The 20,865-nt window shown below is 45.7% G+C and carries 20 protein-coding genes and 2 pseudogenes; 15 read left to right on the top strand and 7 right to left on the bottom strand.

The annotated features are described in order from the left end of the window. The first annotated feature begins 62 nt into the window (after window positions 1–62). From MSWHS_RS13775 to MSWHS_RS13765, 3 genes are read left to right on the top strand one after another with little or no spacing between them, the layout of a single operon-like run. Window positions 63–1,277, top strand: a complete 1,215-nt coding sequence (locus MSWHS_RS13775) for an iron ABC transporter substrate-binding protein (RefSeq protein ID WP_048129263.1) — start codon at window positions 63–65, stop codon at window positions 1,275–1,277. A gap of 18 nt (window positions 1,278–1,295) precedes the next feature. Beyond that, window positions 1,296–2,369, top strand: coding sequence for an iron ABC transporter permease (locus tag MSWHS_RS13770; protein ID WP_048129264.1), 1,074 nt, complete (start codon window positions 1,296–1,298; stop codon window positions 2,367–2,369). Continuing rightward, window positions 2,366–3,160, top strand: a complete 795-nt coding sequence (locus MSWHS_RS13765) for an ABC transporter ATP-binding protein (RefSeq protein WP_048129266.1) — start codon at window positions 2,366–2,368, stop codon at window positions 3,158–3,160. The genes MSWHS_RS13770 and MSWHS_RS13765 overlap by 4 nt, the downstream gene beginning before the upstream one ends. 190 nt (window positions 3,161–3,350) lie before the next feature. Here the strand turns inward: MSWHS_RS13765 and MSWHS_RS13760 are convergent, their stop codons facing one another. The 3 genes from MSWHS_RS13760 to MSWHS_RS13750 form a co-directional block, all read right to left on the bottom strand. Beyond that, a complete protein-coding gene (locus tag MSWHS_RS13760) occupies window positions 3,351–3,809 on the bottom strand; it encodes a 30S ribosomal protein S15 (protein ID WP_048129269.1) in 459 nt (152 codons plus the stop codon). Window positions 3,810–3,915: 106 nt separating this feature from the next. After that, complete coding sequence (locus MSWHS_RS13755; protein ID WP_156148185.1) at window positions 3,916–4,197, bottom strand: hypothetical protein; 282 nt, start codon at window positions 4,195–4,197, stop codon at window positions 3,916–3,918. Window positions 4,198–4,222: 25 nt separating this feature from the next. Then, window positions 4,223–5,494: a hypothetical protein gene (locus MSWHS_RS13750; protein ID WP_156151240.1), complete on the bottom strand. Its 1,272-nt coding sequence runs from the start codon at window positions 5,492–5,494 to the stop codon at window positions 4,223–4,225. A gap of 86 nt (window positions 5,495–5,580) precedes the next feature. On the opposite strand from MSWHS_RS13750, the gene MSWHS_RS20600 reads away from it, so the two are divergent. Further along, a complete protein-coding gene (locus MSWHS_RS20600) occupies window positions 5,581–5,748 on the top strand; it encodes a hypothetical protein (RefSeq protein WP_156151239.1) in 168 nt (55 codons plus the stop codon). On the opposite strand, the gene MSWHS_RS13740 is transcribed toward MSWHS_RS20600, so the two are convergent. The 4 genes from MSWHS_RS13740 to hisS form a co-directional block, all read right to left on the bottom strand. Continuing rightward, on the bottom strand, window positions 5,714–6,277 hold the full coding sequence (locus tag MSWHS_RS13740; RefSeq protein WP_048130576.1) for a hypothetical protein: 564 nt from the start codon (window positions 6,275–6,277) through the stop codon (window positions 5,714–5,716). The genes MSWHS_RS20600 and MSWHS_RS13740 overlap by 35 nt on opposite strands. Window positions 6,278–6,305: 28 nt before the next feature. After that, a complete protein-coding gene (locus MSWHS_RS13735) occupies window positions 6,306–6,989 on the bottom strand; it encodes a hypothetical protein (RefSeq protein WP_156148187.1) in 684 nt (227 codons plus the stop codon). Window positions 6,990–7,000: 11 nt separating this feature from the next. Next, entirely contained in the window at window positions 7,001–7,537 is a 537-nt protein-coding gene (locus tag MSWHS_RS13730; RefSeq protein WP_231585447.1) for a hypothetical protein, read from the bottom strand. A 214-nt stretch (window positions 7,538–7,751) separates the two neighbouring features. Next, the gene (gene hisS, locus MSWHS_RS13725; protein ID WP_048129279.1) at window positions 7,752–8,993 is read right to left on the bottom strand and encodes a histidine--tRNA ligase; all 1,242 of its coding nucleotides are present in this window, start codon (window positions 8,991–8,993) and stop codon (window positions 7,752–7,754) included. Window positions 8,994–9,528: 535 nt separating this feature from the next. Here hisS and cobD point away from each other — a divergent pair. The 11 genes and pseudogenes from cobD to mttB all read left to right on the top strand — a co-directional run bounded on the left by cobD (window position 9,529) and on the right by mttB (window position 20,852). Then, a complete protein-coding gene (gene cobD / locus MSWHS_RS13720) occupies window positions 9,529–11,019 on the top strand; it encodes a threonine-phosphate decarboxylase CobD (protein WP_048129281.1) in 1,491 nt (496 codons plus the stop codon). Continuing rightward, on the top strand, window positions 11,016–12,014 hold the full coding sequence (locus tag MSWHS_RS13715) for a cobalamin biosynthesis protein (RefSeq protein ID WP_048129283.1): 999 nt from the start codon (window positions 11,016–11,018) through the stop codon (window positions 12,012–12,014). The genes cobD and MSWHS_RS13715 overlap by 4 nt, the downstream gene beginning before the upstream one ends. A 216-nt stretch (window positions 12,015–12,230) precedes the next feature. Further along, window positions 12,231–12,773: an alpha-ribazole phosphatase CobZ gene (cobZ, locus tag MSWHS_RS13710; protein WP_048129285.1), complete on the top strand. Its 543-nt coding sequence runs from the start codon at window positions 12,231–12,233 to the stop codon at window positions 12,771–12,773. Window positions 12,774–12,790: 17 nt separating this feature from the next. Beyond that, window positions 12,791–13,627: an adenosylcobinamide-GDP ribazoletransferase gene (gene cobS, locus MSWHS_RS13705; protein WP_048129287.1), complete on the top strand. Its 837-nt coding sequence runs from the start codon at window positions 12,791–12,793 to the stop codon at window positions 13,625–13,627. Beyond that, window positions 13,612–14,223 (top strand): NTP transferase domain-containing protein, encoded by a 612-nt coding sequence (locus MSWHS_RS13700; protein WP_048129289.1) that lies wholly within the window; start codon window positions 13,612–13,614, stop codon window positions 14,221–14,223. The genes cobS and MSWHS_RS13700 overlap by 16 nt, the downstream gene beginning before the upstream one ends. Window positions 14,224–14,289: 66 nt before the next feature. Beyond that, window positions 14,290–14,997 carry an ABC transporter ATP-binding protein gene (locus MSWHS_RS13695; RefSeq protein ID WP_048129291.1) on the top strand — a complete coding sequence of 236 codons (708 nt, stop codon included), beginning with the start codon at window positions 14,290–14,292 and terminating at the stop codon, window positions 14,995–14,997. A 3-nt stretch (window positions 14,998–15,000) separates the two neighbouring features. Next, on the top strand, window positions 15,001–15,963 hold the full coding sequence (locus MSWHS_RS13690; protein ID WP_048129293.1) for a SufD family Fe-S cluster assembly protein: 963 nt from the start codon (window positions 15,001–15,003) through the stop codon (window positions 15,961–15,963). 116 nt (window positions 15,964–16,079) lie between these two features. Continuing rightward, on the top strand, window positions 16,080–16,445 hold the full coding sequence (locus MSWHS_RS13685) for a hypothetical protein (RefSeq protein WP_048129295.1): 366 nt from the start codon (window positions 16,080–16,082) through the stop codon (window positions 16,443–16,445). 437 nt (window positions 16,446–16,882) lie between these two features. After that, the gene (gene mtbC, locus MSWHS_RS13680) at window positions 16,883–17,533 is read left to right on the top strand and encodes a dimethylamine corrinoid protein MtbC (protein WP_048129297.1); all 651 of its coding nucleotides are present in this window, start codon (window positions 16,883–16,885) and stop codon (window positions 17,531–17,533) included. 6 nt (window positions 17,534–17,539) lie between these two features. Then, window positions 17,540–18,946, top strand: a pseudogene (gene mtbB, locus MSWHS_RS13675) ([dimethylamine--corrinoid protein] Co-methyltransferase). 418 nt (window positions 18,947–19,364) lie between these two features. Further along, window positions 19,365–20,852: pseudogene (gene mttB / locus MSWHS_RS13660) on the top strand ([trimethylamine--corrinoid protein] Co-methyltransferase). The last annotated feature ends 13 nt before the right edge of the window (window positions 20,853–20,865 follow it).

Below are 20,865 nucleotides of genomic sequence, written 5' to 3'. Positions count from 1 at the left end.
AATCGAATAAAGTAGTTAACTTTATGTAATACTCATTCTCTATTAAATTAGAGGAAAGTAACATGAAAATCTCCCCCTGTATTAAATTAACTAAAATTATTTTCATAGGAGTGCTTATCGCTGCCCTGGTTGTAAGCTCAGGGTGCACGAGCAAATCCACTCCCTCTGAGGACGAAATAAGCACGGCTCCAGCAGAGTCTGCAGGAATCACCACAGGAACCGATGAATTAGCAGAGTCTACGGGAACCACAATCACAGATGGGTTCGGCAGGAGTGTAACCATACCTGAGAACGTAGAAGAGGTCGTCTGCTCAGGATCCGGGTCCCTGCGATACCTTGTATACCTGCAGGCCCAGGACCGAGTAGTCGGAGTTGACAGCCTGGAAAAGAAGGAGTCGGAGATAGAAGGCCGACCTTATGCCCTTGCAAACCCGCAGCTTAAGGACTATCCCCTTATCGGCGAGTTCAGAGGCAATGATGACCCCGAAAAGATAATTATGGTCAATCCACAGGTTATCTTGAGAGCCGGCACAACTGGCCAGCCCCCTGCAACAAGCGCCGTTGAAGCTGACACTCTTCAGGATAAAACCAACATTCCGGTAATCTCATTTCCTTACGGGTCTTTGAAGAATGAGGATCAGAAAGCCGAAATGTACAGTTCACTCCGGATAATGGGTGAGGCAGTGGGTAAACAGGAAAGAGCAGAAGAGGTCATCGCTTATATAGACACTGTGATGGAAGACCTCGAAAAAAGGACTGCAGACATTCCGGAATCCGAAAGAAAGACAGTCTATGTCGGAGGAATAAGCAATGCAGGAGCTCACGGGATAATTTCCACTGAACCAGCTTATCCGCCATTTCTCTGGGTAAATGCAAATAACGTTGCAGCCGGAATAGGCACAGACCATGCAGATATTGCCAAAGAAGCGCTTGTGGACTGGGATCCCGATTATATCTTTATCGACATCGGTACAATCCAGCTGGGTAACGAAGGAGCCATTGGAGAGCTCAAGAACGATCCGTCACTCAAAGGGCTTTCAGCTGTGAAGAATGGTAATGTTTATGGGGTGATCCCCTACAACTTCTACAGCACCAACTATGAGTCAGTGCTTGCAAACGCTTACTTTGTAGGAAAAATGCTCTACCCGGACCAATTTGAGGATATCGACCCTGAAACCAAAGCCGACGAGATATATACTTTCTTCGTTGGCAAACCTGTGTTCTCTGACCTAAATAGACAGTACGATAACCTGGGATTCAAGCAGATCCCGCTATAAAACGGAGGGTATAAATAAGTGCATTTTGCAGATGGAGCGGTTCCCGAAGAATACCTCGTATACGTGCGAAGAAAATACTTCTGGATTATGGGGGGGTTCCTGTTCCTCTTCATTATGTTTATCTATTCAATCTCGGTAGGAGCGGTAACAATACCTCCTCGTGAGGTATTACAAACCCTGATGGGCCAGAGCGTCTCTGATGCATGGGATTCGATTATCTGGAACATCCGCCTCCCTCAAGCCCTGGCTGCGATAGTTGCAGGCGCCGGGCTCTCAGTTGCAGGGGTGGTAATGCAGTCTATCCTGCGAAACCCTCTGGGGTCTCCGTTTACTCTCGGAATCTCAAACGCCGGAGCTTTCGGAGCTGCCTTTTCGGTAATTGTTCTCGGAACAGGAAAGATGCAATCGAGCGTTGCAAATGCCGTCATCATCAACAACCCTTACCTGACCACAATGGTAGCTTTTATTTTCTGCCTTCTCGCCACAGGAGTGATCCTGCTCATCTCCCGGATCCGCGGGTCTTCTCCTGAGGTAATGGTGCTTGCAGGCGTTTCACTATCATCCCTCTTTACCGCAGGGACGATGTTCCTGCAGTACTTTGCTGACGATACCCAGCTTGCAGCAGTTGTCTTCTGGACCTTTGGCGATGTCGGAAGAGTGAAGAACTGGATGGAACTGGGAATTATGACAGGAGTTGTCCTGTTATCAGTCATATTCTTCATTGCCAACCGATGGAATTACAACGCAATCGATGCAGGGGATGAGACTGCAAAAAGCCTCGGTGTCAATGTGGAAAAGATCAGGCTTATAGGCATGATTATTGCTGCACTGGTCTCGGCTGTAATTGTTTCGTTCCTTGGTGTCATAGGGTTCGTGGGGTTGATCTGTCCACACATGGTAAGACGGGTCATAGGGGATGACCAGAGGTACCTGATCCCGGGCTCAACCCTCCTTGGAGCAATCCTCCTTCTGGTATCGGACACCGCAGCCAGGCTTATAGTGTCACCATATGTGCTTCCCGTCTCTATCCTTACAGCTTTCATGGGAGCACCGACTTTCATTTACCTGCTTATCAGGGGGTATAAACGATGATTCTTTCTGTAGATGAACTCCAGTTTTTATATCGTAACCGTAAGATCCTGCATGAAATCGCCTTTTCAATCGATGAGGGCGAAGTTGTTGCAATCCTGGGGCCCAACGGAGTTGGCAAGACTACCCTGTTAAAATGCCTGAACAGGATCCTCAACCCAAGAGGGGGAACAGTCCATATAGACGGGGAAAACCTTTCCGCCCTCGGGACTATGGAAATTGCACGCCTTATTGGCTATGTACCGCAGCGTGTTGAAACAGGAAGGCTGACAGCTTTTGATGCGGTCCTGCTGGGACGGCGTCCCCATATCAAATGGGATATTACGGAAAAAGACCTCAAGATCGTCGATTCGGTCTTCAAGTTACTCTCAATGGAAAACCTGCGCCTGTCCTATATCGATGAGATGAGCGGAGGCGAACTCCAGAAGGTAGCAATAGCCCGTTCCCTTGTCCAGGAACCAAAAGTCCTTCTCCTCGACGAACCGACAAGCAGCCTTGACCTTAAGAACCAGGTGGAGATCCTTGCAAATATCCGGCAGATAGTACTTGAACACAGGATTGCGGCTGTGATGACGATGCATGACCTCAACCAGGCTTTCAGATATGCAGACCGATTTATTCTCCTGAAGGAAGGAAAAGTTCACGCCTATGGAGGAGTGGAAGTAATTACCCCCCAGGTAATCGAAGAAGTATACGGTCTGCCAGTCGTTATCGGAGAGATTTCAGGTATGAGGTGTGTGGTTCCGGGGAGTCCGACATGGGATTGCAAAATAAGCTATGCTGCAAGTAAATAATAATTAATAAAAAAAGCAGCACAACTGTGAGCAACAAAAGTGAGCAACAAAACAGTGGGTTGAACTTTCTGAAACCTCATATTCGAGGCACAGGAAAGATTTAACTTTTTAAAAAGAACAAAAGGAGGTTTGCCGGAAAGGCAAACTCAATCCTTAAATGGAAAAATCTCTTGAATGGAAATTTCCAGGTTTATCTGGTAATCATCATTTCTGCGGTTTCAGGCTTGTAGAACCAATCTTTCGGAAGTACCTTTTCCTGTTTGTAGTACTTAACAAGCCTTCTGACCTTGGATTCTGTAAGGTTGAGGGAACGCTTGTTGTGGACATCTTTCTTGTTAATAGAAAGGTGTTTCCTCAGTTTCAGAGCCTTCACGATGAGGTTTGTAAGGTCTTCAGGAATGTTAGAATAAACGTTGTTTTCCTTGAGGATTGCTGTGATCTTCTTGCCTGTGATGAGCTTGGCGTCAGGGACTCCATAGCGGTCTCTTAAAATCATTCCGATTTCGGATGTAGAAACACCCTGTTTCCAGAGGTCCAGTGTAATTGAAGTAACTTCTTCTGCTCCAATCTTGCACCACTCGGGCGCTTCGGTTCTGTTAGGTCTGGTGGAACCTGAATTACCTTTTCTTTTGGTATGCATTTTTGCCATATCTGATTCTCCTGATATTAATTGATCGATACCCGAAAGAAAAACTCTTCGGGCTGAGGTTATATCTTTACCGATTATAACGGACCAACACATCGATCGGGAGATTTTAAATCCGCCACATCAAACTGCTGCGTGGCTTTTTCCAGGAACTCCTGCAAAAGCGTAATTGTTTCGGTAAAAACATCACTAGAGATTGCACCATATAATATATACTTTGTGTCGGGAAAAAGAGGAAAAAAGTTAAAAGCATAAAAATAGGATCAGAGCCTTTTCCAGCGAAAATATTTTCTGAAACAGGCTTCAATCCCCCTTCAATATCCCCTTCAATATTCACATTAAATATCCACATTAAATATCCACATAAAATATCCACATAAAATATCCACATTAAATATCCACATAAAATATCCACATTAAAATGGTTTCCAGAGGTAAAGGACTATTCTTGCCCCTCCGGGATTTATCTGCCTGTAAATTGATTCTATCCCGGTATCCCTTAGAACCTGAGCCTCAGAGAGATCTTCAGCCTTGATTATGGCACAAACAGTCTCGTTAATCTCACCTGAAAATTCAGCTTCGAGTTCTGCCCTTATCTCCTTTTCGATATAGTCTGCCAGCATGCCTTCAAAAAGAGAGAGTTCTGCAGTGGATGTATTTTCGGGATAGGTCTCGGAATCTAGTGCAAAACCTGCTTCAAGAAGGTCTGAAAAATAGGTATTAAATTCATCTTCCGTTGAGGAGGAATTTTCCTCACCCGCATTTTCAGAAACCCCATAAAGCAGGGTCTCAAAAGACTCATCTGCATCCTCTCCGAAAACTGACCCCGAATAATCCGACGGGAAAAGCAGCTCAACAACCGTCCCTGCCCCTTCAAGAGCCGCGGCATCAAGAGAAGCATGAAAAGCCTGGAAAAGTGCTGTTGAAGCTTCTTCGTCAGAAGCGTTAAGTGAAGCTTCAAGTACGGAATCATTCACACAGACAAGAAGAGCATCCTTAGAAGGTGCACTTGCATACAGAGGCATGGATAATTTTGTACTCTGTCGGATAGCATCCGCAGGAGGTTCTTCTCCGACTATAAGTTCACTTCCCATCGGGAAGGCTTCCACGGGATGCCAATAAGCTTCAAAGCGATAAGAAAATCTCCCTGCAACCTTTTTGTCCAGATAAGTAGCTATAGTTTCAGAAGCCTGATCGGAATAGTTCTCAGCAAGTGGATTAAGTGAAACAGCTGAGCCGCTGTTTGATAGGGTAAGGGATATGGACAGGTAGTCGGCTGTCAGGTCAGCAAAAGTCCTGTGTTTCTGCTCCTTTCCGAAAAGGGTATGAGCAGGACTTTCCACAATTGAGTCTTCGGGGACTGAAACGTTAAGTACTGAAAGAGGAGAGATTTCGTATTCGAAGTCCTCAAGTTTACAGGAAAGAAAGGATTCTAACAGATAAGAGTCCAGTTCTGAAGAAGTTACATATCCAGCTGCAATATACTGCTCATCAGCCTGCAGGGAAGGCATAAGAAGGACCCCGGAAAGTGAAATTAACACAAGCAAAAATAGGGCATCAAAAACGGTAGAATAACCTGAAGATTCCCAAATATAAACATAAGATTTCTTAACAGCATCACCCATTACTTCTGAATCATTTACTTTTAGTGACGCTCCGGAATTTTGAAAAGCTCTCAAAGGTTTCATCTATTTCACCTATTTCTGTTCTTAATCAGATTTCCTGTCCGGGGCCAGTCAAATCCTGCTTTCAAGAATTGCTCCTGCTTTATTCTGTGCTTGATTCTGTGCTTGATTCTGTGCTTGATTCTGTGCTTGATTCTGTGCTTGATTCTGTGCTTGATTCTGTGCTTGATTCTGTGCTTGATTCTGTACTTAATTCTGTGCTCAATCCTGCGTTTGCCCCTGTCACATCCACGGAGTTTTATAAAGCACCACAGTAAGGGTTCCAGGAACCGATTCTGCGGGATTCAACTCGATAACAACCGGTACTGAAGCTGCAACTTTTTCCTGTTTTCCCATGAGATACCCGGGTTCAACAATTTCAGGATCGATTAGCCACTGCCAGCGCCCATCTTCGGTCCGAATTTCAACCAGAAACGGATAGTTTCCGGAAAAAGCCGCAAAAAATTTCGTTTTTTCATCCTGTCCATCGGGGCCTGAAAAATTATCAAGGGCTGATGCAGAAAGCATGCCGGGACTTTCTGCTCTAAAAGCAGGTGCTTTTGCAAGCGTTCCTGCAAGAAGGGAAGCGCTTTCATAGTTCTCAAGGGCAAAAGAGCTGTCCTCATATCCCATGTATGCCCTGGAGAGAAGGGCTGTAAAGACCACGAAACCTATGACCGCAAGAGCAGTGGCAAGAAGATCTGAATGTGGTTCAAGAACTCCTCTTTCATCCCTGAGGATTGAAATATCAGATTTTTTCCAAAATTTTCTTCCAGCTGCCAGTAAATAATTGGTAAACAAGGACACAACCTTATTGAGAAACAAAGATCCAACCTTATTGGTAGACAAGGACACAACCAAAAGCAGAAACCTCCTCATTGTCCTTCACATAAATAAGTTCTTTTTTTATGGAGATGTTTTCACCTGCATTAAAAACCATTTCTTCAGTCCCGGAAACCTGAAGGAAAGCCTTAATTTTGTGACTATCAGCTGTAAGGGGAGAACTTTCACTCCCCTCAGCCCCAAATTTTGTATTCAGCTTTTCCCGGAGTATGTACTCGTTGAAAGGCAGGACCATGAAGGCAAAGGGCCTTACAGCACTGAAACTTTTTTCATCGTATTTCGCCTTCAAATGGACATATTCCCCTGAAACACAAATCTCTATATTTTCCCCGAATGGAGAAGCCAGAAAGACTTCATTCTCATCAAAATGAAAGGAAAGCTCCTCCTGATTCCTCAACGGATTCCCTACCTGGTTCTCCACCTGATACCCTTCCTGATACCCTTCCTGATACCCCTCCTGATACCCCTCCTGAAAACTTCCTGCTCCAGCTTTATCTACTGCGGTTTTGAAATCCCTTGCAAGGAAATCTAGCTGTTCCTGTGCCTCAAGATCTTTAAAACCGGCAGCCAGTTGAAAAAGGGCTGCAAAGAGGATTACGCTGGCAAGAATAAGGGCTGCTTTTGAAATTAAAAAATCAGCCCATGCCGAATCATCCCCTGAAAAATCCTTTATCATACGGACCTCTCCTAACCTAATGTTTGCTCATCAGCTCCGGTTTCAGAGATCAGTACGAAAAGCCTTCCGGACTCAGGCTCGGTCTTTGTTGAAAGGAATACTCTGTGCCTTCCCGGACCAAGTGAAAAGGGTCCTTTAAGCTCTTGATTCGAAAAGGAAGCAACTGCGGGATAAAAGGTTGACTTTCCTCCAGTGGTGATACAATAATTGTCCGCATCCTCAGGCCAGTTCCCCTCCTGACCAGGAAGAATCCCGAAATTTACGGATGCTCCGTCAGGTATCCTTATCTCAAAGGCAATTTCACTCCCTTCTCCGCGTATGGAGAGCTGTTCAGCAGAAGCTGTTAGTTTTGAAACCTCCTCCAGGGTCTTCTGTTCCTTTACCCCCTCCAGAAAATCAGAAACGTAGACGGAAGAGAGAAGCAGAAGTACCGCAAAGAAAATACCCGTAACTGTAAGCCTGAAAGGAAGCCCAAATACAGCAGACTCATCAGTTTCAATATTACAGGCTAAAACTTGATCATTACCAGCCGTGAATTTATCCCCCACACTGAAATTCCGGAAAACTCCGGAAATTTAGAACAATAAAATTTAGGTTGTGTGGTTATAAAAAGATTAGCTTTGGTTTTGATAGAAAAATGAGACAATAAATATATGGTCCAATAAATATCCTCAAAAATAATAAAAAGATAAATAGAGAATATACGTGAAAGAAAAAAAGGAATGGAAAAAACGATGCCTAAAAAGAACAAAAAGAATATATTCAGTTCTGATGCCCTGTAATTTTTCCAATAACTTCTTCCAGCGTTAGAAGTTCCTGTTCTCCAGACACCATATCCTTGAGGGTCAGTTTTCCTGCCTCGAGTTCTCTTTCCCCGACTATGACCACGTAGTCAGCATTGATGTTATTTGCATAGGTTAGCTGGGCTTTAAAATTGCGCTCCATGAGGTCTATATGGACAGGCAGGTAACCCCTCAGGGTAGTTGCAAGTTTTGCAGCTTCCAGATGAGTTTCGGGCTTTGAGACCAGCACCAGTTTTTTGGGTTCCGGGGTTTCGATCGGACAGATCTCCATTATCCTGTCAAAACCTATCCCGAAGCCTGTAGAAGGCACATCTCCGCCACCGAAAAGCTGGATAAGCTGGTAAGAGCCTCCCCCGCAGACCTGCTTCTGGGCGCCAAGACCTTCAGCATAAACCTCAAAGACCATACCCGTGTAATAGTCAAGCCCGCGGGCAATCCCGAAATCAAGTGAGTAATTGACGCCGTATGCATCAAGAAGTTTAAGGGTCTTTTCAAAACTTACAAGCTCGGGGATGTTCCCGACTATTTCTTTTACCTGTGGGAGGATGTACCTGCCTTCAAGGTGTATCAGGCGTAAGAGGTCGGACTTCAACTGTTCTTCTGCCCCAATTTCCTCAAGCAGAGCTTCAAGGCCTGCATACTCTTTCTTATCCACAAGCCTCATGACCTTACTGACGATATCGGATTCAAGCCCTTTTAAAAGTGTACGGATCACTGCAAGGTTTCCAAGCTTCATGTCGCCCTGAATGCCAACGGCTTTTAACAGGGAATCGGCAAGAGCAATGATCTCGGCGTCCGAGTCGGGTTTTCCGCTTCCGATGAGTTCGACCCCAAACTGCCAGAATTCCCTGAAACGGCCTTTCTGGGGGCGTTCGTAGCGGAAACAGTTTTCAAAGTAGAATAACTTCAACGGCTTGGGGAAAGACTGAAGTTCATTTACATACATCCGCATTACAGGAGCCGTAAGTTCCGGTCTGAGGGTCATCTCCCTGCCTCCTTTGTCCGTGAAGTTGTAGAGTTCCCCTATAATGCCTTCTCCGGACTTAAGGGTGAAAAGGTCCAGATGTTCAAACGTGGGCGTAATGATCTCACTGTAACCCCAATTGCGGACAACATTTCGCATAACGCTTTCCACGTACCTTCTCCGGGCAGTATCTGTGGGTAAAAAGTCCCGGGTCCCTCTTGGCCTGTTGACTGTCATTTTTTAATGCACCTGGTATATATCAAATTTTAGAGAATTTATGCTGAAGACTAACCACCTGTTTGGATAATCAGTCATAACCCATCAAGCAGGAAAACCCTGGGTCTTTAGCTCAGGGGTAGTTGACAAGCAGCATATAAAGCTCCTAAGCAGGATATAAAACTCTTGTTAAGCCTATATATATTCTTAATCTGCAGATTTACAACATATCCTGCAGTTGCACGGAAGCTTCTCTGTTCATCTCAGTTATTCTGGATGGAGTAGTCAAAAACAATCTATTTTACTTTTTCGTTATTTGCTCATTACAGGTTAAGAATATGGACACAGAAAGGAGTTAAAAAAGTAGATTATATAAATTATATAAAGGAAAAATCCACAAATAGAATATAAATACAATGTAAAATAAAGTAGAATGGATTACAAAAGGTATAGTTTTCGCAATCAAATAACCATAAAGCAAATAAAGGCAAGTTTGCACTGGTTAATATAATAAACAACTTAATATACATGATTACACTAAATATTTGCGATCACCGTGTCTGAGCAAAGAAATGTACCTCTGAGGAAGCATCTGCTGGCCCTAAAGCCCTGCCTTCATGGAGGGCTAATTCAAGAAACGTCTGAGACTTACGGGATTCCTGAAAGCGAAATTCTTGATTTCAGTGCGAACTTTAACCCGCTGGGAAGCCCTTTTGATTATCCAGAAAATGAATTAAACTTTGACGAGATTCTAAAAAATAGCCTTGAAAAATTTAGGGAGTATCCAGACAACAGATATATGGAGTTCAGGGAAGCTGCTGCCAGGTTTGTAGGACTCGGGGTAGCTCCATATAATATAATTCCTGGCAATGGTTCAACTGAAATTGTCAGGCTTGTAGTTGAATCTGTGGTAGAAAAAGGAGACAAGGTCCTTTTACCATGGCCGACTTTCGGAGAATATGAGATGCAGTGCCGGATCATGGGAGCAGAGCCGGTACATCCTGCACAGGAAGAAGTAAATACACTCTCGGATGAGATGCTGGATAAAGCAAAGATCCTTTTTATCTGTAACCCGAACAATCCGACGGGAAAACTCCGTAGTAGAGAAGAACTTAAAGCTCTTGCAGAACGCTGCAGGGAGCATAAAACACTTCTTTACGTAGATGAAGCCTTCATTGAGCTATCCGATCCTTCAAAGAGTGTTGCAGACCTTCCTGCAGACAACGACTATGTTTTTGTCATGCGCTCCCTTACAAAAGACTTTGCGATCCCCGGGATCCGGATGGGATTCGGGATAGCTTCTCCGGATATGGCTGAGATCTTGAACACAACAAGGTTGTCCTGGAACCTCGGAGCTCTTGCAAACATCACCGGAACCGCACTTCTCAATATAGAAGGCGGGATTGACAGCCCATACCTGAAAAAAGCAAGGAAAATGATCCTGGAAGAAGGAGAAAAACTCAAAGCAAAACTTGACAGGATAAGGGGCTTTGAAGCCGGGGAAGTAAATGTTAACTTTATCTGTGTCAACATCAGCAAATTCATGCTTGACTCAAGTGAGCTGGCTGCCCGCCTTGCAGCCCGCGGAGTCCTTATCCGGGACTGCGTTTCTTTCCACGGTCTCGGAAAAGATTACATAAGGGTTGCAGTCAGAACCGGAGAAGAAAACGACAGGCTCATTACTGCAATAGGGGACGTTATCGTCGAGTGGGGCAGAGAACAGGCAAAGAACGAACTGCAGCACGTAATCGAAAAAGCCAGTGAAGAAGGCATTGGAGGCAGGAAGACATGCGAATATTACCCCTGTCATTTTGAAGGCCAGAACTGCACCTTCTGCTTCTGTCCGTTTTATCCCTGTGAAAACGAAAAAACCGGAGGAAAATGGATCAAGAGTTCAAGAAGCGGCAGAATATGGAGCTGCGTTGACTGTCACCTTGTCCATAAGACGGAAATCGCTCAGAAGATCCTTGACTGCCTTATGCAGGAAGGAGACACCGATGAACTTATAAAAGTAGCCTGGAAAAAAGTAATGGAGCCTATTTTATGATTATCCCTGACAGCGGGCACCTTGCTCTGGTACTTCTGCTCGCTGCAGTCATCGACATTGTTTTTGGGGAACCTCCTGCTGCAGTTCATCCCGTTGTCTGGATAGGAAAATTAATCAGTTTTTTGAAAAACGCAGCCCCAAAAACCCATCGAAAAATCTATGGTATGGCAATGGCTCTTTGCTGTGTTTTCTTCGCATCTTTACTGGGCTATTCCGTCCTCTACATTGCAGCCCTTCTTGCAGCCCTTCCGGGAATTCCGGGCATTTTACCACTTTTTATAGAAGCCTATTTCCTGAAAGCCACCTTTGCGATCAACTGCCTGCTGAGCCCTGCCAGGAAGATTTACAAACACCTTGAAGAAAACCAGTTGGAAAAAGTAAGGGAACTGCTCCCTATCTACGTAAGTCGGAACACCTCCAAACTGACAAAAATTCAGATGTCTTCTGCAGTTATAGAATCCGTTTCCGAAAATTATGTGGACGGCGTCCTGAGCCCGATTTTCTATTACGCCCTTTTCGGAGAACTCGGTCTTGTGGCTGCCTACGCATTTAAAGCCATAAGCACCCTTGACTCGATGGTAGGGTATAAAACCGAACCTTACAGGGAACTTGGATACTTCTCAGCGAAGTCCGATGATGTGTTGAACTGGATCCCTGCACGGATTTCAGTTATCTTTATCCTTGCTGCAGCCTTTACAGTATCCTTATTCCCTAAAAACGGAAGAAAAATCAATCCTCTCGACAGCATAAAGACCGCTTTAGAAGACGGGATGAAGACTCCATCTCCCAATTCCGGCTATCCAATGGCTGCTACTGCCGGGGCTCTGGGAGTTAAACTTGAAAAACCCGACACTTATGTGCTGGGAGCTTCATACCCGCCTACCGAAGTAAAAGATATAAAAAGGGCATCCCAATTAATAGCAATTGCTTCAGGGTTTTCACTTGTTGCGTTTGTGGCAGTAATCCGGATAACGGGAGTTTACCTGTATCCGTGATCTGTAAATGTACCCCCATTAATCTGAACCCATTAATTAGCAGTAAAATCCATAACCCATTAATTAGCAGTAAAACCCATTATATATCCATTACATTAACCGATATAAAGGCTTAAAATAAATTAATCTTCTTAAAAGAATTAATTTTAAGATCAACAATTTTAAGAATTTAAGAAATCCTAAAATAACCGTTTTAACAACCCCGGAGTGATCAGTATGAAGTTATCCGATATTGAGGAAAGGGACCTGAAAAAAGGGCAGCCTGAAAAAATAGAGGGAAAAGCTACCGTCGATATCATCGATGTCCTGGCTGAAGAAGGAATAAGTATCCAGGACCTTGCGGACACAGCTCTCGAAATGTATGTCCCTCACCCCGGACTTGAGACAAGGGAAAAAGCCGAAGCTCTGTTTAAAAGAGAACTAAAATTCGCTCTTTCGGACCCGAACCTCTGCCTTTTGATTTATTCTGGGGTCCTGCTGGAGAGAGAAGGCAGAGCCGGAAACCTTCCAAACCTCAGCAAAAGTTCTTATGAAAAAGACCTGAGTTTCATAATAGCTGATGAAGTGCTGGGCAACAGCATCGCAAACTATATAAGCGGTTCAAAAGGGACATTCGAGTTTGTCAGGTATGACAAACAAAAGCCCGGAATCCTTGCAAATCTGGGGCCTTTCATGGACGACGTAATAGGAGGGCTTATCGGGGGTGTCTCCTCCAATATGTATTCAAGAGGTATGGCAGAGTTTGAAAGAAACGACTAAAAAACAGGCGATAAATAATGAATTCATATTTACTTGCATTTAAGTCCGGTTTTGGGTTCCTGTCCACGATCCCTGTAGGAATCACTATGGAAGGGATCGACGAACTCATGAAAAAGATCTACTTCTACCCTGTCGTGGGAGCTGTACTCGGGCTTCTCATAGGAGCAGTTGCATACGTAGGGCAGTTGATTTTCCCGGATCCTGTTCTGGCAGCTCTTATTATGGGATCTGTATATTATTTTACAGGCTTTAACCACCTTGACGGGGTCACTGACATAGGAGATGGTTTTATGGCCCACGGATCCCGTGAGAAAAAAATCAAGGCCTTAAAAGACACAACCCTCGGGACAGGAGGAGTAGCTTTCGGCATGCTTGTACTGCTTGCCTTTTACGGTTCCATAAGATCGGTTCAGGACGAAGGCATTACTGCTTTTGGTTCTAATCTTCCGCTGCTTATGTTAGGGTCCATGTTTATAGCGGAAGTCAGCGCCAAACAGTCAATGTTAACAATTGCAGCTTTTGGAAAACCACTCCCACGACCGGAAAAACAGGCATATCCTGGCCTGGGGGAAATGACAATAAACGGAGCAACCCTAAAAAATTTCCTCATAGGCTTTATTTTCGGAGCAGTTGTATGTTTCCTGCCCTTCGGGTTCATCGGGCTGCTTCCCTATCTGGCAGCATGTATCTCGTCCCTGGTGCTCCTGAACCGAAGTTATTCACATTTCGGGGGCTTAAATGGTGACGGAATAGGTACTGCAAACGAAATTGGCAGGGTAACTGCCCTGATTATTATTGCGGTTATCCTCAATCTTTCATTAAACACCGGAGGTCTTAAATGGACGCTATTGTAATGGCAGGAGGGTTCGGGCAGAGGCTTGGAATGGGGGAAAAGCCCTGTGTTGAATTACTCGGAAAGCCACTCATTACCTATGTGATAGATACCCTTAGATCAACAAAAAGTATAGACAGAGTGTTCGTAGCAGTCTCACCTGTTACCCCAAAGACCGAGATCATGATCCAGGAACGCTATAAAGGCGAAGTTAAGGTAATCAGGACCTTTGGAGGAAACTATGTCGGGGACATGATCCATGCAGTAGAAACTGCAGAAACGACGGGACCAGTAATGATTATTATGTCCGATCTTCCCCTGATAGATACCGAGCTTATTGATTCGGTAGTTCGGAAATACAGGGAAGAAGGAAAGCCGGCACTTTCCGTATATGTACCTATCAATGTCTGTAAGGGAGCAGGAACCAGGCCGGATACCGTATTTAACAAGGATGGAAAACTTATCGTACCCGCGGGAGTAAATATCCTTGACAGTTCTCAAATCCGAAACGAACAGGAAGACTTTAATCTGATACTTGATAATCCCAAACTAGCAATAAACGTAAATACCGTTAAAGACCTGCAGCGCTGCAAGGATTTACTGCGGTGTACAAACTAAATTCTGCAGTGCTCAAACAAAAATTTGCTAGAGGTGTCATATATTTTATCCTTAAAAAACCTGATATTGAGCCGGGATGGAAAAAAAATTCTGCGTGGGGTCAACCTCGAAGTAGGAGACCGGGAAATCCACAGCATCATCGGCGCAAACGGCGCAGGAAAAAGTACACTTGCCTACACCCTGATGGGGCTTCAGGGTTACGAACATGAAGAAGGCAACATCATTTTTGATGGGGAAGATATTGCAGTACTTTCAATAACCGAACGTGCAAGAAAAGGCATAACCCTTGCCTGGCAGGAACCTGCCCGCTTTGAGGGGCTGAAGGTAAGGGATTATCTTGCAATCGGGGCAAAAGGCAATGGAGGCATTACAGAAGAAAAGATAAAGGAAGCCCTCAGGAAAGTCGACCTGAAACCTGAAAAATACCTTGACAGAGAAGTAGGCGAGGCATTGAGCGGGGGAGAAAGAAAGCGAATCGAGCTTGCATCTATCATTACCATGAAGCCGAAACTTGCAATTCTTGATGAACCTGACTCCGGAATTGACGTGGTTTCCTTAAAAGAAATCGTCTCCCTGATCCAGGCGCTCAAGGAAAACGGTTCGTCGGTGCTTGTAATCACTCACCGGGAAGAAATTGCAGCCGCCTCGGACAAAGCATCCCTTATGTGCGAAGGAGTAATCCTCAGGAGTGGGGACCCCGTGGAGATAAGCGAATTTTTTAAAAACAGATGCATACCCTGTGACAGCAGGGTATCCCCCCCAAAGGTGATCTGAAAAATGACTCAGATTAAATTGAATGCGCTTTCTAGAGAAACTGAAGACATAACTGCAGCTTATACAGCAGCTGGAGGAGATGCTGCAGTCCTGCATAACCATGGGCTTGCTAGCCTTGTGGTAAGCGGGAACAAAGTGCTCAGCGCAAACGGAACCGAAGGCATAGTGCTTGAGAAGAAAGAAAACGAGCACGGTGTGGACATTAAACTGACCATCAAAAAAGGGTACAAAATCCCCCTTCCTGTCCACCTCTGCTTCGGGCTGGTCCCTAAAGACGGGCTTCAGGAAATCAAAATGGACTTCATAGCCGAAGAAGATTCGGCTGTAGAACTTATCGCCCACTGCACCTTCCCAAACGCTGAAAAGGTTATCCACAAAATGGAAGCTGAGATGCTTATCGGGAAGAACGCGTCCCTGAAATACACCGAGACCCATTTCCACGGGCCCCATGGAGGGATTCAGGTACTTCCGAAAGCCCATGTAACGATAGAGGAAGGAGGCAGGTATTACACGAACTTTTCCCTTATCTCCGGAAGGGTAGGGTATATGGAATTCGATTACAGTGTGGATGCCGAAAAAGACTCGATCTGCGAAATGGTTACCAAGGTCTACGGAAAAGCAGACGATATAATAAAGATATTTGAAAAGATCGCTCTTAATGGAGAAAATGCCCGCAGTGTAATTAAAAGCCGGCTTGCCATAACCGATCACGCAGAATCCGTATTCAGGGGAATCACTGAAGGCCACGCCCCGAGAGCCCGCGGACACGTAGACTGTATGGAGGTTATCCAGGGCAACGCAAAAGCTGAAGCCGTGCCAATTGTCCGAGTGGACAACCCCCTTGCAAAGGTTACCCACGAAGCTGCTATCGGCTGCGTGGACAAAAAGGAAGTCGAAACCCTCATGGCCCGCGGCCTTGAAGAAGACGATGCAATAGACATTATAGTAAAAGGAATGCTGGCTTAAAATCTGCCTTCATCCCTTATTTCTCTGAATCCGGCATTCTGTAAACGGAGTTCAGCCGAGCAAGAACAGTTTACCAGGAAAATTTAGGAATCTCAACATGGAAGGAGGTGGAAAGTATGAGTGGTGAAGTAACAATCCTTGAAAAAAAGTATTCGGAAAAAAATCTGCAGCTCATTACCGGAAAAAAGGACATCAGTTCGCATACGATGGATATTCCCGAAGAAATGTTGCTTTTAAGTGAAGCAATAGAGGACCCCAGAAAACTTCCTTACCTGCTGGAAACCTTTTATACTGCGCAGATAAAGAATGAAAAAGCTTTTCATTTTGCCCTGCTCAGGGTCCAGGTAGATTCGGATATAAGGATGCATGAAGACATCCAGAGATACCAGCTGAGAAAATACGTAGCTGAAACCCTTGAGAAACTGCTATACGGGGAACTTATGCTTTCAGTCGGAGAAAACGCGGGGCTTGAAGAGGACTGAGGGCTCTGGTATTAAAAGAGTTCTTTCCTACCTTTACTATATTTCTCTCCCTCAAATTCAGGGACTTGAAGCAGTAATGAGTTATCCAAAACTCCTATTTTGGCATGAAAGTCCTCCCAGGTACTTTCATTATTTGTGCCTGTTATTCGAAGAATTTCATGTGCGTTTTTTCAAAAACCCGGACTTTTGATTTATATACCCCAGATTGAAGAAAGCCGGGGTCCCACTTCGACCAGAAACAAAAACAATATAATAATATTGACTAAATATAAATATATTGATTCAAAACATATTAAATAGGGGGCATAGCCCAGAAAAACGAAACTCGTTTTCTGGAAGGGTGGTTTTTTTCTTTTCCAAATGTAAAGGTTGGGATTCTTCCGACATGAAGAACCCCACCGCTTTTACAAAACAAATCTGGAAAAAGGGGGTTATAAATGGCAAGCAAAGAAGAGTTACTTCAGGAACTTTCGGATGCGATCATTTCCTGCAAGAAGGACAGGGTGATTGAAGCCGTAGAAAAAGCAAAAGGAGTGATGGAACCGGCTGAAATCATTGAAAAGGGGCTTGCTGCCGGGATGAACCAGGTAGGGGTTCTCTTTGAGAGAGGAAAACTTTTCCTGCCTCACGTGATGATGGCTGCCGATGCGATGACTGCAGGGGTCAAGATCCTTGAGGCGGACATACCTGCAGGCGCCCCGAAAAAGACAATGGGAGTCATTGTTAACGGAACCGTAGAGGGGGATGTACACGACATAGGAAAGTCCATAGTTTCCACCATGCTCCAATCTGCAGGATTTGAAGTTCATGACATCGGAAGGGATGTCCCGATCAAAAACTTTGTCGATAAGGCAAAGGAGGTCAATGCGGACATGATAGGACTTTCAGCCCTGATGACCACAACTCTTCCCGGCCAAAAAGGGGTAATCGAACTCCTCAAAGAGGAAGGTATGAGGGAGAGAGTAAAAGTCATGGTTGGAGGAGCCCCTGCAACCCAGGCCTGGGCTGACAAGATAGGGGCAGACTGCTATGCAGAAAACGCCAGTGAAGCCGTAGCAAAGGCAAAGGAACTGCTCCTTGGGAAGTGAGAATAAATGGCAACAGAATACGCTCTGAGGATGGGAGATGGGAAACGTGTCTTCCTTACCAAAGAAAAGATTGTTGAGGAGATCGAAGCCGGAACTGCAAATGCTGCAGACCTCGGGGAGATTTCTGCCCTGGACGGAAACGAGCTTGAGAAACTTGCAGAAATCCTGATGATGTCCGGAAAGGCAGTTAGTGTTGAACAGGGCATGGAAGTGCCTGTTACCCACGATATCGGCACCATCAGGCTTGATGGGGACCAGGGTAACAGTGGTGTTGGGATTCCTTCCAGCCGGCTTGTCGGCTGCATGATGCACGAAAGGGCTTTTGGCGCCGATACAATGGAACTTGGGCACATCGACTACAGTTTCAAGCCGGTAAAGCCCGTGGTCTCAAATGAGTGCCAGGCAATGGAAGTCTGCCAGCAGAATATGATCATCCCACTCTTCTACGGGGCAATGCCGAACATGGGATTATATTATACTCCGGATGGGCCTTTTGAAAACCCGGGAGACCTCATGAAGGCATTTAAGATTCAGGAAGCCTGGGATGCCATGGAACACGCCGCAGAACATCTTACCAGGGATACAGTCTGGATCATGCAGAAGCTCTTTGCTTCCGGAGCAGATGGGGTCAACTTTGACACCACAGCTGCAGCCGGAGATGCAGACTTCTATGGAACCCTCCACGCAATAGAAGCTCTCAGGAAAGAGTTCCCGAACATGTACATCGAAGCCGGGATGGCGGGTGAAATGGTGCTCGGGATGCACGGTAACCTGCAGTATGACGGCGTAACCCTTGCAGGGCTCTGGCCGCACCAGCAGGCACCCCTGATTGCAAAAGCCGGGGCAAACGTCTTCGGTCCAGTGTGCAACACTAACACCAGCATGACCTCAGCCTGGAACCTGGCTCGCTCCGTGACCTTCATTAAAGAAGCCGTAAAGGCCTCAACCCTGCCCTGCCACGTTGACATGGGTATGGGAGTTGGCGGAATTCCTATGCTTGAAACTCCTCCGGTAGATGCGGTTACAAGAGCTAGCAAGGCAATGGTCGAGATTGCCAGAGTCGATGGCATATAGGTCGGGGTCGGCGACCCTCTGGGTATGCCGATCGCACACATAATGGCTTCCGGGATGACAGGCATGAGAGCAGCTGGCGACCTTGTAGCAAGGATGCAGTTCTCAAAGAACATGCGCATAGAAGAGGCAAAAGAGTACGTGGCAAAGAAACTCAACGTCGACATCCCGGATCTCTCAGACGAACATGTCATGAGAGAACTCCGTGAAGAGCTTGATATTGGAGTCATCACCTCCGTACCAGGAGCTGCAAAGGGTATTGCAGCAAAGATGAACATCGAAAAGCTCCTCGATATAAAGATCAACTCCTGTAATCTCTTCAGAAAACAGACAGGAAGATAAACCCTGGAGAGAAGCTCTATCGAAAAATGAGATAAGAAGTTATCAAAAAATAATATATATAAGAATATACAAAAAAATAAACTATATAGAGTATTATAAAAAAATAATCCGGAAAAATTCAATCAAAGGGGGCTTAATCCGGAAAATGTGGGGTATTTTGCCGAAAAACGGAGCAGCTTTTTCCCTGCAGCCACGTTGAGAAAAAACGGCTGTCTTTTTGAGAAGTTACGGAAAAACGGATAGTAGAGACTATAGATAAGGGTTTCAAAGAAGGGAATGGGGGGACACCGAGTTTTCCTTTTTTTAGAGGCCTGTAGCTGGAAGCTAACAGGTTTTATCAAAAATCGTGGATTTTCCCCTACAGATGAAAGACTAATGGAAGAAAAGTGAATAAATTCGAGAAGAAGGAGAAAATAAAATGGCACAATGTAATGCAATTGCAGGATTTAATTCTCTTGAGGGCGTGGAACTGAATCTTTTTACCCGTGATGAGCTAAAGGCCATCCACTACGCCACAATGGAAGTCCTGATGAACCCCGGAATCCAGGTCTCCGACCCGGAAGCCAGGCAGATCTTCAAGGAAAACGGCTGTGAAGTTAACGAAAAGACCCAGGTAGTAAAAATCCCTGAATATCTTGTAAGAAGAGCCCTTCAACTCGCACCCTCAAGGTTCGTGCTCTGGGGACGCGACAAGAAGTACAACACCGTACAGGAGTCAGGGGGTAAGGTGCACTGGACCTGTTTCGGGACAGGGGTTAAGATGTGCAGGTACAAGGACGGGAAATACGTCACATTGGACTCGGTAGAGCAGGACATTGCAGACATCGCAAAACTCTGTGACTGGGCCGAAAATATTGACTACTTCTCCCTCCCGGTGTCTGCAAGGGACTGGGCCGGAAAAGGCGCTCAGGACGTCCATGAGACCTTTACTCCTCTTACCAACACCGCAAAACATTTCCACCACATTGACCCTGTCGGTGAAAACGTCGAACACTACCGGGACATCGTAAATGCCTACTACGGCGGCGACGAAGAAGAAGCAAGGAAAAAGCCGATCTTCTCTATGCTGCTCTGTCCAACAAGCCCGCTTGAGCTCAGTGTCAATGCCTGTCAGGTCATCATCAAAGGTGCACGTTTCGGAATGCCTGTAAACGTCCTGAGTATGGCAATGTCCGGGGGTTCTTCTCCTGTATACCTTGCAGGAACCCTGGTTACTCACAATGCCGAAGTCCTCTCAGGTATCGTCCTCGCTCAGCTCACGGTGCCCGGAACCAAAGTCTGGTACGGAAGTTCCACTACCACCTTCGATCTGAAGAAGGGTACTGCTCCTGTCGGATCTCCCGAACTCGGCCTGATCAGCGCTGCTGTCGCAAAGCTTGCCCAGTTCTATGGCCTCCCCGCATTCGTGGCAGGCACCTAGTCTGATGCAAAGATCCCTGACAACCAGGCTGGACACGAGAAGACCATGACATGCCTCCTTCCCGCCCTCGCAGGGGCAAACACCCTCTACGGCGCCGGGATGCTTGAGCTTGGTATGACTTTCTCCATGGAACAGCTCGTTATTGACAATGATATCATCAAGATGACAAAGAAAGCGATGCAGGGAATTCCGGTTTCTACCGAAACCCTGGCAGTCGAATCCATCCAGAAAGTAGGAATCGGAAACAACTTCCTTGCCCTTAAGCAAACGAGAATGCTTGTGAACTACCCCTCCGACCCCATGCTCATCGACAGGCGCATGTTCGGTGACTGGGCAGCAGCCGGTTCAAAGGACCTTGCGGCCGCAGCAAATGAAAAGATGATGGATGTCCTCAAACACCACGAAGTCCCACCAATTGATGCAGACGTCCTCAAGGACATGCAGGCAGTTGTCGACAGAGCTGATAAGACTTTCAGAGAGGGTTAATACAAAGGAGGAG

Source organism: Methanosarcina sp. WWM596 (assembly GCF_000969965.1).
In the GTDB taxonomy this organism is placed as follows: domain Archaea; phylum Halobacteriota; class Methanosarcinia; order Methanosarcinales; family Methanosarcinaceae; genus Methanosarcina.
Note: the sequence above shows the minus strand (reverse complement) of the source record. Positions and strands in the feature narration are given on the sequence as shown.